The organism is Lebetimonas sp. JS032, assembly GCF_000523315.1.
Lineage (GTDB): Bacteria > Campylobacterota > Campylobacteria > Campylobacterales > Nautiliaceae > Lebetimonas.
In genome coordinates, this window is the sequence record NZ_ATHS01000001.1 from 621,294 (window position 1) to 635,901 (window position 14,608).

The window sequence follows — 14,608 nt, forward strand, 5'->3', positions numbered from 1 at the left end:
AATTATCCTTCAATAAGCGTCAAATAATGTTTGTAGCCTTTATCTTTTCCATAAACTACATCAAAATACGCTTCTTGTAATTCTTTTGTAATTTCCCCTCTTTTACCGCTGCCTATAATTCTTCCGTCAACTTCTTTTACGGGAGTAACTTCTGCGGCGGTTCCGGTAAAAAACGCCTCGTCAGCGATATAAACCTCATCTCTTGTTATTCTTCTTCTCTGAATTGGAATATCTCTTTCACGGGCAAGTTCCAAAACAGTCGCCTGGGTAATACTTTCAAGAGAATTGTCATTTGGAGGGGTTATTAAAACACCGTCTCTTACAATAAAAAAGCATTCCCCGCTTCCTTCAGCGACAAATCCTTCCTCATCAAGCATTAAAGCCTCTTCATATCCGCATTCAACCGCTTCATATTTTGCCATTTGAGAATTTAGATAATTAGCGGCAGCTTTAGCTTTTCCAAACATTGATTTTACAGAGTTTCTTACTAAAGAAGAAATCTTAACCCTGATTCCGTTTTCCAACCCTTCTTCACCGAGATATGCACCCCATTCCCATGCGGCAATTGCAACCCTTACAGGAGCTCCTATATGATAAAGTCCCATTTTTCCGTAACCAAGAAAAATCAAAGGTCTTATATAAACATTTTCTTTAAAATCGTTTTTTCTAAGTAGTTCTATCTGGGCATCTTCCAATTCTTCCTGGGTAAAAGGCACATCAATTTTTACTATTTTAGCAGAATTTAACAGCCTTTTTGTGTGGTCCTGAAGTCTGAAAATAGCAAGTCCGTCTTCGGTTTGATAAGCCCTGGTTCCTTCAAAAACTCCGTTTCCATAATGAAGTGTATGAGTTAAAACATGTACTTTTGCCTCATTCCATGGAACAAAATTTCCATCCATCCATATGTATTTTGCTTCGTTCATTTTTAGCCTTTTTTAGCGATATTTTATCATAAATTTGCTATAATTAATACAAAAAGGAAAAACAATGGGTTTCTTGGAAAGATTTTCGGAAATATTTAACACAAAAAAACAAGATTTTATTGCAAAAAAACTTATAGGCTCAAATGAAGAAGACGGAGAAATCGGAGAAATTATCAACCCGTATCTCAAACAGGTAACTACAAAATATATTAAATGCGCCCCTGAAGATGCAAAAAGAGCCCTTGAAACAGCAAAAAATGCATTTGATAAAACAAAAAACTCCTCTTTGGCACAAAGAATCGCCTGGATTGAAGATGTTGCAAAAAAACTTGAAGAGCAAAAAGAAGAATTTGCACAATACATCACCCTTGAAGTTGCAAAACCGATTTCGCAGGCAAAGGTGGAAGTAACCAGGTGCATTGAAAATTTAAAAATAACAGCTGCTGCGGCTTACGATATTGTCGGAGAAACAATTCCCACAGATGCAACTTTTAGCGGTGTTAAAACTACATCATTTTATAAAAGAGTCCCGCTTGGGGTGGTAGTTGCGATAACACCATTTAATTTTCCTCTTAATCTTGTAGCCCACAAAATTGCCCCTGCCCTCATCTCCGGAAACAGTGTGGTATTAAAACCGACTCCGGAAGCTCCATATACAGCCTATGCATTTGCAAAACTTTTTATTGAAAGTAAATATGCAATTAAAGATGCCTTAAGTGTAGTTTACGGAGATGCCGAAGTTGGAAGTACTCTTATTAAAAGTGGAGTTCCGAGAAAAATAAGCTTTACAGGAAGCGTTCCTGTAGGAAAAATAATTACACAAAATGCCGGAATCAAAAAAATAACACTTGAACTCGGCGGAAACGCAGCAACATTTGTAGAAAATTCGGCTGACCTTGACTGGGCGGCAAAAAGATGTGCAATAGGGGCTTTTGCAAACTCAGGTCAGGTATGTATTTCACTTCAGAGAATTTATGTAGATAGCGAAATTTACGAAGAATTTGCCCAAAAACTGGCAGTTGAGGCGGCTAAATTAAAAGTCGGCAATCCTTTTGAAGAAGATACATTTATGGGGCCTTTAATTAATGAAGATGCGGCAATCAGGGCTGAGAGATGGATAAATTCCGCAGTTAAAGAAGGTGCGAGAATAATTTCCGGAGGAAAAAGGGAGGGGAACATTTTAACTCCTACCATTTTAGCAGATGTAACGGATGATATGAATATAATCTGCGAAGAAGTGTTTGCCCCAATTGTCAGTTTAGTAAAAGTCAAAAGTTATGAAGAAGCTTTAAATAAAATAAACAACTCACCTTACGGTCTGCAATATTCAATTTTTACCAACAGAATAGATTTGATGCAAAAAGCAATCAACGATTTTGAAGCCGGAGGCGTAATAATCAACGACATTCCGACATTAAGATTTGACATCCAGCCTTATGGAGGGGTTAAACTCTCAGGTATTGGAAGGGAAGGTCCTAAGTTTGCAATTGAGGATATGACAGAAATTAAAACAGTAATAATTAGATAAATGTTAAATGCTAAATTATTATTTTAATTAAACATTAGGCATCATTTTTCACCACTCACTACTCACCACTCACTACTCACCACTCACTTTTTTATATTCCAAGAGATAATATTTTCCAGAGTTTTTCTATTTCTTCGTCAGAAAAAAGGATAGTTTTTTTTTCGTTAAACAATATATCTATTTTTTCCGCGTCAAAACCGTCGGACATAATACATTTTTCGTGGGCCACTAAAAAACTTCTTGCAAGCGCAATTTTTTTATCAACTTTTTTTTCGCACAAAAAACAGTTTTTGTCTTTATAGAGTCTCCCCTCTTTTTCAAGCAATCCCGCATAATGTTCGATTATTGCCCTTTTTGCATCTCTTTGATGCAGAGATTCGGCCAATCGAAACAATGAATCATAATAAAAATTATCAACCCTGCTTACATCTGTAAAATGAATATTTAAAAGTCTTACATATTCTTTAAAATAAAACAGTTTTTCCCTTTCGAATAAAAATTTAAAAGGAATCTGAGCCACATTTCTTAATCTTTTTATAGTGCTTTTATAATTTTCTTCTACAACAAAATCTATAAAAAAACCACTATTTATATAAGAATGTCTCGCACCGTAAAATCTGTACAAACTCAGCACTTCAGTATTTGTTATAATTTTTACAATTAAATCTTCGTCTCTTACCCTCACTGTGTTTAATATTAAGCCTCTCATAAAAAAATTATATCAAAAAGAGCGTTAAAAATATGCTATAATTAGAAATTATAAAATTAGGATAAATAACCTCTTAAAAGGAAATATATGTCAGGATTAGAATTTAAAGACAACTGTGGCTTCGGAGTAATAGCCAATATTAAAGGAAAAACTTCTCATAAATTAGTAAATGACGCACTAATTTCACTTGAAAGAATGATGCACAGGGGTGCTATTGCAGCTGATGGAAAAAGCGGTGACGGCAGTGGACTTCTTTTTTCAATGCCTGAAAAATTTTTTAAAAAGATAGCAAAAGAAAACGGTATAGACTTACCTGAAAATTTTGGTATAGGCGTAATTTTTTTAAAAAATGAAAATCAAAAAACAACAGTGGAAGAAATATGCGAAAAAAATGATTTAAAGGTGGCTCTTTGGAGAGAAGTACCTATAAATATTGAAGTTTTGGGGGAATTTGCCTTAAAAACCCTTCCTAAGATTTATCATGCATTTATAATTCCAAATTCCATTATAGCAATAAAAAGATTCGAAGAACTTTTATATCTGACAAGAAAAGAGATAGAAAATTTTATAGAAGACAAAGAATTTTACATTCCTTCTTTTTCAAGCAAAAAAGTGGTTTATAAAGGTCTTTTAATGCCAAATTATTTAAAAGAATTTTATCCTGATTTGGCAGATAAGGATTTTGAAATTTATTTTGCTTTGTTTCATCAAAGATTTTCTACAAACACCCTGCCGGAATGGAGACTGGCACAGCCTTTCAGATTTATAGCCCATAACGGTGAAATAAATTCAATACAGGCCAACAGAATAAACACGCTGATTAAAAGCGAATCAGTAAAATCGGATGTATTCAGCAAAGAAGAATTACAAAAGCTCCTTCCGGTAATAAGATTCGATGAAAGTGATTCAAGCTCACTTGACAGGATGATGGAATTTTTAATAATGAACGGAATGGATTTTTTCAAGGCTGTAAGGGCGCTAATTCCAATGCCTTGGCAAAACGCCCCTTATCTTGACAGCGAATTAAAAGCGTTTTATGAATATTTTTCAACACGTTTTGAAGCATGGGACGGACCTGCCGCTATCAGTGTGAGCGACGGGAGATATATTGCCGTAGTACTTGATAGAAACGGGCTCAGACCAGCAAAATATACAATCACAAAAGACGGCAGAATTTTAATAGCAAGTGAATACGGGGTACTTGATTTGAACGATACAGAAATAGTAGAAAGAGGAAGACTTCAATCCGGCCAGATGATTGGAGTTGATACAAAATTTGGAGTAGTGCTTAAAAATAAAGATATAGACGAATATCTTAAATCAAGCAATCCTTATACAAAATGGCTTAATGAAAATATGATTTATCTTCAGGAATATATTGAAAATCCATACAGTATAGACGAAAATATCAATTTAAACGATTTGGTTTATAAACAAAGATACGCCGGAATAACCAAAGAAATTATAAATTTGGTAATAAAACCTATGATGAGTGATGCAAAAGAGCCTACCGGAAGTATGGGAGACGACTCGCCTCTTGCATGTTTTAGCGATTATCCTTTTAGAAGTTTTAACGACTTCTTCAGACAAAAATTTGCCCAGGTAACCAACCCTCCTATTGATTCATTAAGAGAAAAAATCGTAATGAGTTTAAACACAGGTTTTGGAGAAGTTCACAATATTTTGGATGAAGCACCGGAGCATGCAAAAAGGGTAAAAACAACCTCTCCTATTCTCACCCAGACAAAGCTTGAAGTATTAAAAAGCTTCGGTGACGAAAATTCACCTAAATTTGAAAGTGACTATAAAAACGCCTTTTATTCAACACTGTTTAAAAAAAATTTAAAAGAGACTCTTGAAAAATTAACAGATAAAATAGTAAAAGACGTAAAAAACGGTGTTAGAATCATTTTTCTTGACGACAGAAATATAGATAAAGACCACAAAGCCATACCGATGGCCATGGTAATCGGCAGACTCCATAAAAAACTTCTGGATAACAAATTAAGACATCTTACAAGCATAGTGGCTATTACAAATGAAATTACAAACCCTCATGATGCGGCTGTACTGATAGCGTATGGGGCAAGCGCCATTTATCCGTATTTACTGTTTAAAACAGTTACCCAAATAGCAAAAGAAGAAAACATAGACAGGGAAGACGCTTTATTTAACGTTCATTCGGCACTTAATAAAGGTATTTTAAAAATAATGTCAAAAATGGGAATTTCCACAATTGCAAGTTACAGAAATTCTGCCCTAATGGATATAATCGGCTTAAGCGAAGAAATTACAAAAGAGTGCTTTATAGGAAGCAAAACCCTGCTTTCTGGATTAACATATAAAGATATAGAAGAGAAAATTAATATCCGTCACAAAAAAGCATTTGAAGAAGACAAACTCGATGCCGGAGGAGTTATAAAATACAGACGAAACGGAGAATACCATGAAATAACTCCGGAGCTGACCAAAACATTCAAAAGAATGTTAAGCGGAGAAAAAAAGGATTATGAAGAATTTAAAAAATTAGTTGAAAACAGACGGCCGACATATATAAGAGATTTCCTTGACATAAATTCAGATAAAAAGCCGGTTTCAATTAATGAAGTGGAAAGTGCCCAGAATATTGTTAAAAGGTTTATAGGCGCAGCTATGAGTATAGGAGCATTAAGCCCCGAAGCCCATGAAATAATTGCCCAGGCTATGAATGAACTCGGAGCTAAAAGCAATTCCGGTGAAGGAGGGGAAGATAAAAAAAGAAATAAAACAATAAAACAAAGTAAAATTCGCCAGGTTGCATCAGGAAGATTCGGTGTAACGCCTGAATATCTGGTCAATGCCGAAGAAATTCAGATAAAAGTGGCCCAGGGTGCAAAACCAGGTGAAGGAGGACAGCTGCCGGGCTTTAAAGTTTCTACATATATTGCCAAACTAAGACACACCACACCTGGTAAAACATTAATTTCACCTCCTCCGCATCATGATATTTACTCAATTGAAGATTTGGCTCAGCTTATATTTGATTTAAAACAGATTAACCCAACAGCCACAATCAGCGTAAAATTAGTTTCAACCGCCGGGGTAGGGACTATTGCCGCCGGGGTAGCCAAAGCATATGCCGATAAAATAGTAATAAGCGGAAGCGAAGGCGGAACAGGTGCCGCCCCTCTAACATCTATAAGACATGCCGGCAACCCATGGGAAATCGGCTTGATAGAAGCCCACAATTCATTAAAAGAAAACCAATTAAGGGAATTTGTTTCTCTGGAGACAGACGGAGGATTAAAAATTGGAAAAGATGTAATATTCGCTGCCCTTTTGGGAGCGGAATATTATGCGTTTGGTACAAGTTTGTTAATGGCGGTTGATTGCATATTTTGCAGAAGCTGTCAGACAAATAAATGTCCGGTAGGTATTACTACTCAAAATCCCGATTACAGGGCTAAATTTAAAGGCAATGTTGATAAAGTAAAAAAATATTTACTTAATCTTGCCGAAGATGTTAGAGAACATCTGGCAAAAATGGGATACAAAAGTTTGGATGAAATAATAGGCAGAAACGACTTAATAAAAATAAAAGACATTCCAGAAGCTAAAAAATTTGATTTTTCAGCACTCTTTAGAAAAGTAGAAGGTTTAAACACAAAACAAAAAGAAAACGTTCCGTTTGATAAAAACGAGTTTGAAAAAGAATTACTAAATAAAGTAATAGAAACAATTAAAAATCCAAACCATAAATCTGTGGTAAAAGCAAAAATCATTAATTTAAACAGAAGTTTCGGGGCAAGAATAAGCGGTGTAATAGCAAAATATTACGGTGACAACGGTTTAAATGACGATTCTATTATTTTTGAATTAAAAGGTGTAGCAGGGCAAAGTTTTGGGGTATTTTTAAGTAAGGGTGTAACATTGAAACTAAACGGAGTTGCAAACGATTATGTAGGTAAAGGCATGGCCGGGGGAAAAATTATAATTACCCCTAAAAAAGAAGGGGCGGCGGCAGGTAATACATGCCTTTATGGGGCAACTGCCGGAAAACTCTTTATTGCGGGTATTGTAGGTGAAAGATTTGCGGTCAGAAATTCCGGAGCCGTTGCAATAGTGGAAGGAACAGGAGATCATCCTTGTGAATATATGACAGGCGGGGAAGTTATAATTTTAGGAAAAACAGGTATCAATTTCGGTGCCGGTATGACCGGCGGAGTGGCATTTGTATATGATAAACATCACGATTTTGTAGATAAAATAAACCCTGAACTTATAGAAATCAGGAGAATAGATATAGATGAAAACGAAAAACCGAAAATTTATCTTAAAAAAAGACTTATAGAATATTATAATGCCACAGGAAGTGAAAAAGCTAAATTTATTTTAGATAACTTCAGAAGCGAAGTAAGACATTTTTGGCTTGTAACACCAAAAGACAACCGCCCGCCGCTTGATCCAAACGATATGGATTAATTTTTTTCTTTAATAAATAAAAAAAGGATTCTAATGAAAAATTTTGATGAAATGAACTTAAAAGAAAAAATAGAAGCAATTGAAGAGGTAATAAAAAAAGATATTTTGCCGATGCTTGCTTTTGACGGTGGAATGGCGGAAATTCTTGATGTCAGGGAAAGCAACGGGGAAACACATGTATATATTAGATACGGAGGTGCCTGTGCCGCCTGCAGCAGCGCCGGAGGTGCGACACTTTTTGCCATTGAAGAAACACTTAGAAAAAGATTAAATACAGATAAAATCAGGGTATTTCCTATTTAATAGTGAAAGTGGTGAATAGTGAAAATAGTTAGTAGTAAAAAATTATTTTTTCTTCTTTTTACAATTGCATTTTTAATTCCAATATTTATTACTCTTTTTTATCTCCTTATTCAAACGGTTTTTTAAAGGCTTTGTTTTTAACTGTTTATCCAAAAATGAATATTGTTTATTATGGGTTTTTAATTTTGTTTTTATTTTTAAATTTTATTAAAAAATATTCTTATTTTGCCGTAATTGGCGGAATTTTATTTATAGTGTTTTTTTATATTTATATTTTTACAACAGTGGATAAATTAAAAAATATGGGTGAGTATAAACTTTTATATAAAAATTCTGTTTTTGCAGTAATTAAAAAAACAACTTACAACCACACAAATCCGTTTAATTACAAAAAACAAAGAAATCAATGAACACAAAACAGTTTAAATTCTGGCTATTTTTAGCAATACTGATTAATTTTTTCTTAACACTTTCCCTTACTCCACTTTTTAACCTTGATGAAGGTGCTTTTAGCGAAGCTACAAGGGAGATGCTTCATAATCACAATTACATAACAACCTTTTTAAATGGGGAATATAGGTTTGACAAGCCTATTTTAATTTACTGGCTGCAACTTCTCAGCATTAAAATTTTTGGAATAAATGAGTTTGCTTTTAGATTTCCGAGTGCTGTTGCCGCCACTTTTTGGGCTCTTGGAATTTATTTTTTTACTAAAAAAATATATAATGAAAAAACAGCGCTGATCAGCAGTTTTTTAATGGTTACAACCTTACAGATTGGCCTAATTGCAAAAGCGGCTATTGCAGACAGTTTACTTAATATGTTTATAGCTTTTTCCATGTTTAGCATTTTTTTATATTTAAAAGAAAAAAAAGAAAAATATCTGTTGTTTGCTTTTGCCTTTATAGGATTTGGCACACTTACAAAAGGGCCAGTTGCTATAATGATTCCTTTAGTTGCCACTTTTATTTATATGTTAATAAAAAAAGAAATTAAAGAATTTTTTAAAATGGTTTTTAATATTAAGGGAATTTTGATATTTTTAATTATAACACTTCCATGGTATATCGCAGAATACATTCAAACGGGAGACAAATTTATTGAAGGATTTATTTTAAAACACAATATTCACAGATTCACATCGCCTATGGAGCATCACAGGGGAAACTATTTTTATTATATTCCTGTTGTTTTAATCGGACTGCTTCCCTGGAGCAGTCTTTTTATTACTTATTTAATAAAATTAAAAAATTTAATAAAAAATGATTTTACTCTTTTTGGCAGTATCTGGTTTTTCTTTGTATTTTTGTTTTTTTCAATTTCCGGGACTAAATTACCCCATTATGTAATTTACGGATATACCCCGCTTTTTATTTTTATGGCTTTAATGACAGATAAAATTAAAGAAAAGTATTTATCGCCTCCTTTAATTTTATTTATTCTGCTTTTATTGGCTCTCCCTTTTGTACTGGAAAACGTTAAAAACACTGAAGTGCATTTAGCTTATACTGCAATCAAGCCTTATTTTGACTGGTTTTATTTTTTAAGCCTAATTTTTTTGCTTGTTTTATCTTTAATCAAATTAAAAGAGTTTAAAATTATTTTTCTGGGATTTTCAAGCATATTTATTTTAAATTATGTAGGATGGATTTATGCCCATGCAAGGGCAATTCCTGTAAAAGAGGCTGCTGTTTGGGCTAAAAAACATAATATTAAAAAAGTTTATTTAAAAACAGATTTACCGTCATTCAGTGTCTATTTTAATAAAATAACACCAAAAGAGCCCAAAAAAGGAGAAATTGCCCTTCTTAAAATAACTAAAACAAAAGGTTATAAAATAATTTATAAAAACGGACTTATTGCACTGGGAGTTAAAAAGTGAAAATATTAATAATAGGAGGAGGGCCTGCCGGGGCGACAGCCGCAAAACTTTTAGCAAAAAAGTATGATGTTACATTAATTCAAGACAGGGATTGGGACAAACCCTGCGGAGGAGGGACTAAAATAAAACTTTTCGATGAAATGGACATTCCAAAAAATTTAATAAAACATAAATTAAATTATATTTATATGAATTATAAAAACACCAAAATAAAAATTGATTTAAAAGGTGAAAATTTAGCAATTGTAAAAAGAGCTGAATTCGACAAGACTTTAAGAGAGCTTGCCGTAAAACAAGGTGTAAAATTATATTATGGAAAATTTAAAAGATTTAAAGAAAAAAAAGCGGTAATTGAAATAAAAAAAGAAAAAATTCTATTTAACTTTGATATTTTAATAGCGGCTGATGGGGTAAATTCTTCCGTTAGACGAGCTTTAAATTTACCTCCTATTCCAAAAACAATAACACACTATGCAAAAATTGATAAAGAAATTGAAACTTGTGAATTTTATTTTGATGAAGCCTTAGGCGGCAAATATTATGCATGGGAATTTCCCCATATTAACAAAACGCATATAGGAAGTGTGGATAAAACAAGTTTTAATAATTTTTGCAAATTTTTAAATATAGAAGTTAAGCCAAAAGGTTATTTTATTCCTACCTGGCAGGAAAACATAACCATTCAAAAAAATAATATTTATTTTGTGGGAGATGCCGCTTCTCAGGTAATGCCTATGAGTTTTGAAGGAATTTATTATGCCATTCATTCAGCCAAAATCTTAGCAGATTCAATTATAAATCAAAAAGATTATAAAAAAGAGTGGAATAAAAGATTTTTAAAAGAATTTAAATTTATGAAGTTTATAGAAAAAATACATCAGACAAAACTTAAAGGATTAATGATAAAACTGCATAAATTTGAATATATGAGAACTTTCAGTGTTAATTTGTGGCTGCACAATTATGAATGTTGAATGTTGAATTATGAATTTAAAATTTATCATTTATCATTCAACATTTTCCACCTGGCTGTTTTTTCATTTTCCATTTCTTATAGCTTTCATCCATAGCTTTTGTAGGAGACCCTAAGTATGGAAAATGCCCGTATTTAATACTTAACATTGAATTATTTTTTTCACCTATTAAATATAAATAGGCTGCACTTACAAGTCCCGTTCTGTCAGCCCCTGCCCTACAGTGAATTAGTACAGGTTTTTTAGCATCTTTTATAATTTTTAAAACCTCATTTATTTTTTTAGGTGATTGAAACTCTTTATCACTCATTTGAAAATCAATATGGGTTATATTATGGTCTTTGCAAAACTTTATTTCATATTTATACCAGTCTTTATCTGGATGAGCGCCTCTTAAATTAATTATTGTTTTAAAATGATATTTATTAAAAAATTTCGGTAAATCATTTTCATACAGCTGGGCACTCCTGTAAATTCCGTCAGCTACCTTATGAAAGTTGCCAACCTGCCTGATAACTCCAAGCCACATAACAACTAAAACAAGTATAATCCAAAAAATTAAAAACAGAAATTTAACTAAATTTTTCATAATTGATATAATATCATAAAAAAAGGGATTTTAATGAAAATTTCTGTTGTAGTGCCTTTAATGAATGAAGAAGAAAATATAAAATATTTAATTGAAGAAGTAGATAAAGCCCTAAAAGACTTTGATTACGAATTAATTTTAGTGGATGACGGAAGCACAGACAATACTGTAGAAGAAATTAAAAAAAGAATGAATGATAAAACAAAACTTGTTATTCTAAACAGAAACTACGGCCAAACCTCAGCAATGGCTGCCGGAATAAAAGTGGCAGGAGGAGATATAATCGTTACAATTGACGGAGATTTACAAAACGACCCGAATGATATTCCTATGATGATTGAAAAACTAAACGAAGGTTATGATGTAGTTGCCGGTATAAGGGCAAAAAGACAGGATGAGCCTGTTAGAAAATTTTTAAGCAAAATAGCAAATAAAATTATTAGAAAAATAACAGGCGTTTATATAACTGATTACGGCTGCACATTAAAAGTCTTTAAAAAAGATGTTGCAAAAAATCTCCAGTTATACGGAGAGCTTCACAGATTTATTCCCATTTTAGCTAAAATGTACGGGGCAAAAATTACAGAAGTACCTGTTAGACATCATGAAAGAAAATTTGGAAAAAGCAAATACGGATTTAACAGAATTTTTAAAGTAATAAGCGATTTGATGTATTTAGTGTTTATGCAGAGATTTGGACAAAAGCCTATGCATTTTTTTGGGACAATCGGTTTTATAATGTTTAGTGTGGGGGCCTTGATTGACCTGTATCTGTTTATTTTGAAACTATTTGGAGAAAGCATAGGCAACAGGCCTCTTTTAACGGTAGGAACCGTATCTATTATTGCCGGTATTCAATTAATTACCACAGGATTTTTAGCAGAAATTATGATAAGAACTTATTACGAATCACAAAACAAAAAACCTTATGTTATAAAAGAAATAATAAATAGTAAAAACAGTGAGTAGTGAGTAGTGAGTAAAGAATTAAAGAAAAAAATTAAATTACTAATAAAAATAATTTTTATTATTTCAGCTTTTATAATTATTGTAAATAAAATTGATATTAACAAATTAAAAGAGATAAAATTAATTCACCCGACTTTACTGATTTTGGCATTTATCACTTTTAACCTTTCTCAAATTATTTCTGCTATGAGGGTTCACACATATTTAAAAAACATAAACGTAACACCAACATTTAAAACACAGCTTATTTTATATTATCTCGGAATGTTTTATAACATACTTTTGCCGGGCGGAATAGGAGGGGACGCATATAAGGCTTATAAATTTCAAAAAAATTTTGAGGTAGGATATAAAAAAATAATAAAAGCCCTTTTAATTGACAGAATATCAGGTCTTTTTGCAATTTTTTTTATTATTTCCGTTTTAATTTTTTTCAGCAGATTTGATATGTTTTTAATATATGCAATTATTTTACTTATTACAACGCCATTTATTTTATATTTTATTCATAAACTGCTTTTTATTGAATTTAAAAAAAGCTTTTTAAAAACATTTGTTTTTTCACTTATTATTCAATCCCTTCAGTTAATAAGCTTTATTTTTATAATGCTAAGTTTTAACATAAAACTTCATTTAATTGATTACGGGATTTTGTTTTTAATTTCTTCAGTTGTAAGCGTAATTCCTATTTCAATCGGTGGAGTCGGTTTAAGGGAACTTACATTTCTTTATGCGGCAGAGTATTTTCCAATAAATGCAGAAGTGGGAATTTTAGCAGCCTTTTTATTTTTTGTAATAACTTTGATTTCTTCAAGTATAGGAATTCTATTTTTAAGGAGCAAACATGTTTAACACACCTATTTTTCAGCTAAACAATATTTCAATCAAACTTGAATACAAAAACCCTGCCGGAAGCATAAAAGACAGACCTGCTCTTTTTATGTTAAAAGACGCTTTTTCAAAAGGATTCAGGGAAATTGTGGAAGTTACAAGCGGAAATACCGGAATTGCCCTTAGTTTTTATGCCAAAAAATTTGGTATTAAGCCTACTATTTTTATGCCGAAAAATTTTTCAATAGAAAGGCAAAAACTATTAAAAATGTACGGGGCAAATTTAATTTTAACGGACGGCACAATAGCTGATGCTATAAAAGAGGCAAAAGAATACATAAAAAAACATAATGCGTATTATACAGACCAGTTTAATAACCCCTTAAATACTCTTTCACATGAATACTCAACTGCACTTGAGATTTTAAATCAGGTTGAAAAAATAGATTATTTTGTCGCAGGTGTCGGAAGCGGAGGAACAATTACAGGAATAGCAAACGTATTAAAACCATTAGGGGTTAAAATAATAGCCGTTGAGCCAAAGGAATCTCCTGTAATTTACAATAAACTTAAAAATGAAAATTTACCAATAAATAAACATAACATTCAGGGCATAGCAGCCGGATTTATACCAAAAATAATTGATTTAAACTTACTTGATGATGTGATTTTAATTAAAAGTGATGAGGCGGTTGAATATATGAAAAAACTGCCAAATTTAGGAATTACAGGGGGAATTTCAACGGCCGCAAATATATTAGCAGCAAAAAAGTTAAACGGAAATATTGTTACAATATCACCTGACGGAATAGAAAAATACCTCAGCCTTTAAGGCGTTTTTTTATTGTAAAAATAAGACATAAAAAAACAAAAAAATAAAATCCCCCTATAATTAAAAAAGCATAATAACTTTTCATAAAAAGTTTTAAAAATTCATATACACCGAAACTTATAAAAATTAAAGACAGAATAAAAAATATTAATCCGATAATTCCAATAAACACAGCATTTAAGTATTGTGCTGTATCTTTTTTTATTTCTTCTTTAAAAGAAAATAACAAATTACTTCTGATTAATAATAAAACAACTTCCAATATAGAAACAATTATATTGCTTCTTTTATCATTCATTTACTAAGTCTGCCAAGCAAAAATCCTATAATACCGGCTACCGCTATTGAAAAAACAGGATGTTCTTTTGCCTGAGACTTTGTTTGTTCTAATATTTCTTCGAGTTTGGCTTTTATTTCTTTTATTTTTTCATTGTCAAGTTTTGAATTTACACTGTTTTTAAGCTCATCTAAAATATTTGTAACTTTTTTTTCATCTACATTTTTAATTGCATCCTCAAGTTTTACCAAGGTATTGTTTATTTTTTCCATTTTTTTCCCTTTTTTTTATTTTAAATATTATATCATTTTTTGACACTGACTAAATAAC

The 14,608-nt window shown here is 31.9% G+C and carries 14 protein-coding genes; 9 read left to right on the top strand and 5 right to left on the bottom strand.

All coding sequences use genetic code 11. The features are described from left to right. Window positions 1-2: 2 nt before the first annotated feature. Window positions 3-923 (bottom strand): branched-chain amino acid transaminase, encoded by a 921-nt coding sequence (locus tag DZ65_RS0103415; RefSeq protein WP_024787267.1) that lies wholly within the window; start codon window positions 921-923, stop codon window positions 3-5. Between the two features lie 64 nt (window positions 924-987). Here DZ65_RS0103415 and DZ65_RS0103420 point away from each other — a divergent pair, with 64 nt between their 5' ends. After that, the gene (locus tag DZ65_RS0103420; protein WP_024787268.1) at window positions 988-2,451 is read left to right on the top strand and encodes an aldehyde dehydrogenase family protein; all 1,464 of its coding nucleotides are present in this window, start codon (window positions 988-990) and stop codon (window positions 2,449-2,451) included. Window positions 2,452-2,542: 91 nt separating this feature from the next. Here DZ65_RS0103420 and recO read toward each other — a convergent pair whose 3' ends face one another. Then, window positions 2,543-3,160 (bottom strand): recombination protein RecO, encoded by a 618-nt coding sequence (gene recO / locus DZ65_RS0103425; RefSeq protein WP_024787269.1) that lies wholly within the window; start codon window positions 3,158-3,160, stop codon window positions 2,543-2,545. Window positions 3,161-3,247: 87 nt separating this feature from the next. Here recO and gltB point away from each other — a divergent pair, with 87 nt between their 5' ends. The 5 genes from gltB (at window position 3,248) to DZ65_RS0103450 (ending at window position 10,780) form a co-directional block, all read left to right on the top strand. Then, the gene (gene gltB, locus DZ65_RS0103430) at window positions 3,248-7,621 is read left to right on the top strand and encodes a glutamate synthase large subunit (RefSeq protein WP_024787270.1); all 4,374 of its coding nucleotides are present in this window, start codon (window positions 3,248-3,250) and stop codon (window positions 7,619-7,621) included. A 33-nt stretch (window positions 7,622-7,654) separates the two neighbouring features. After that, window positions 7,655-7,924: a NifU family protein gene (locus tag DZ65_RS0103435; RefSeq protein ID WP_024787271.1), complete on the top strand. Its 270-nt coding sequence runs from the start codon at window positions 7,655-7,657 to the stop codon at window positions 7,922-7,924. Window positions 7,925-8,055: 131 nt separating this feature from the next. Further along, complete coding sequence (locus tag DZ65_RS0103440) at window positions 8,056-8,334, top strand: hypothetical protein (RefSeq protein WP_162147623.1); 279 nt, start codon at window positions 8,056-8,058, stop codon at window positions 8,332-8,334. Continuing rightward, entirely contained in the window at window positions 8,331-9,806 is a 1,476-nt protein-coding gene (locus DZ65_RS0103445; RefSeq protein WP_024791209.1) for a glycosyltransferase family 39 protein, read from the top strand. The genes DZ65_RS0103440 and DZ65_RS0103445 overlap by 4 nt, the downstream gene beginning before the upstream one ends. After that, window positions 9,803-10,780, top strand: coding sequence for an FAD-dependent monooxygenase (locus DZ65_RS0103450; protein ID WP_024791210.1), 978 nt, complete (start codon window positions 9,803-9,805; stop codon window positions 10,778-10,780). Before DZ65_RS0103445 ends, DZ65_RS0103450 begins: the two co-directional genes overlap by 4 nt. Before the next feature lie 37 nt (window positions 10,781-10,817). Here DZ65_RS0103450 and DZ65_RS0103455 read toward each other — a convergent pair whose 3' ends face one another. Next, window positions 10,818-11,369: a tyrosine-protein phosphatase gene (locus DZ65_RS0103455; protein ID WP_051433536.1), complete on the bottom strand. Its 552-nt coding sequence runs from the start codon at window positions 11,367-11,369 to the stop codon at window positions 10,818-10,820. Window positions 11,370-11,402: 33 nt separating this feature from the next. On the opposite strand from DZ65_RS0103455, the gene DZ65_RS0103460 reads away from it, so the two are divergent. The 3 genes from DZ65_RS0103460 to DZ65_RS0103470 are packed head-to-tail and all read left to right on the top strand — an operon-like array spanning window position 11,403 to window position 14,001. Further along, complete coding sequence (locus DZ65_RS0103460) at window positions 11,403-12,338, top strand: glycosyltransferase family 2 protein (RefSeq protein ID WP_024791212.1); 936 nt, start codon at window positions 11,403-11,405, stop codon at window positions 12,336-12,338. 6 nt (window positions 12,339-12,344) lie between these two features. Next, window positions 12,345-13,190 carry a lysylphosphatidylglycerol synthase transmembrane domain-containing protein gene (locus DZ65_RS0103465; RefSeq protein ID WP_024791213.1) on the top strand — a complete coding sequence of 282 codons (846 nt, stop codon included), beginning with the start codon at window positions 12,345-12,347 and terminating at the stop codon, window positions 13,188-13,190. Then, window positions 13,183-14,001, top strand: coding sequence for a PLP-dependent cysteine synthase family protein (locus DZ65_RS0103470; RefSeq protein WP_024791214.1), 819 nt, complete (start codon window positions 13,183-13,185; stop codon window positions 13,999-14,001). The genes DZ65_RS0103465 and DZ65_RS0103470 overlap by 8 nt, the downstream gene beginning before the upstream one ends. Here the strand turns inward: DZ65_RS0103470 and DZ65_RS0103475 are convergent. Beyond that, the gene (locus DZ65_RS0103475) at window positions 13,991-14,299 is read right to left on the bottom strand and encodes a phage holin family protein (RefSeq protein WP_024787279.1); all 309 of its coding nucleotides are present in this window, start codon (window positions 14,297-14,299) and stop codon (window positions 13,991-13,993) included. The genes DZ65_RS0103470 and DZ65_RS0103475 overlap by 11 nt on opposite strands. After that, on the bottom strand, window positions 14,296-14,550 hold the full coding sequence (locus tag DZ65_RS0103480; protein ID WP_024791215.1) for a hypothetical protein: 255 nt from the start codon (window positions 14,548-14,550) through the stop codon (window positions 14,296-14,298). Before DZ65_RS0103480 ends, DZ65_RS0103475 begins: the two co-directional genes overlap by 4 nt. Between the last annotated feature and the right edge of the window lie 58 nt (window positions 14,551-14,608).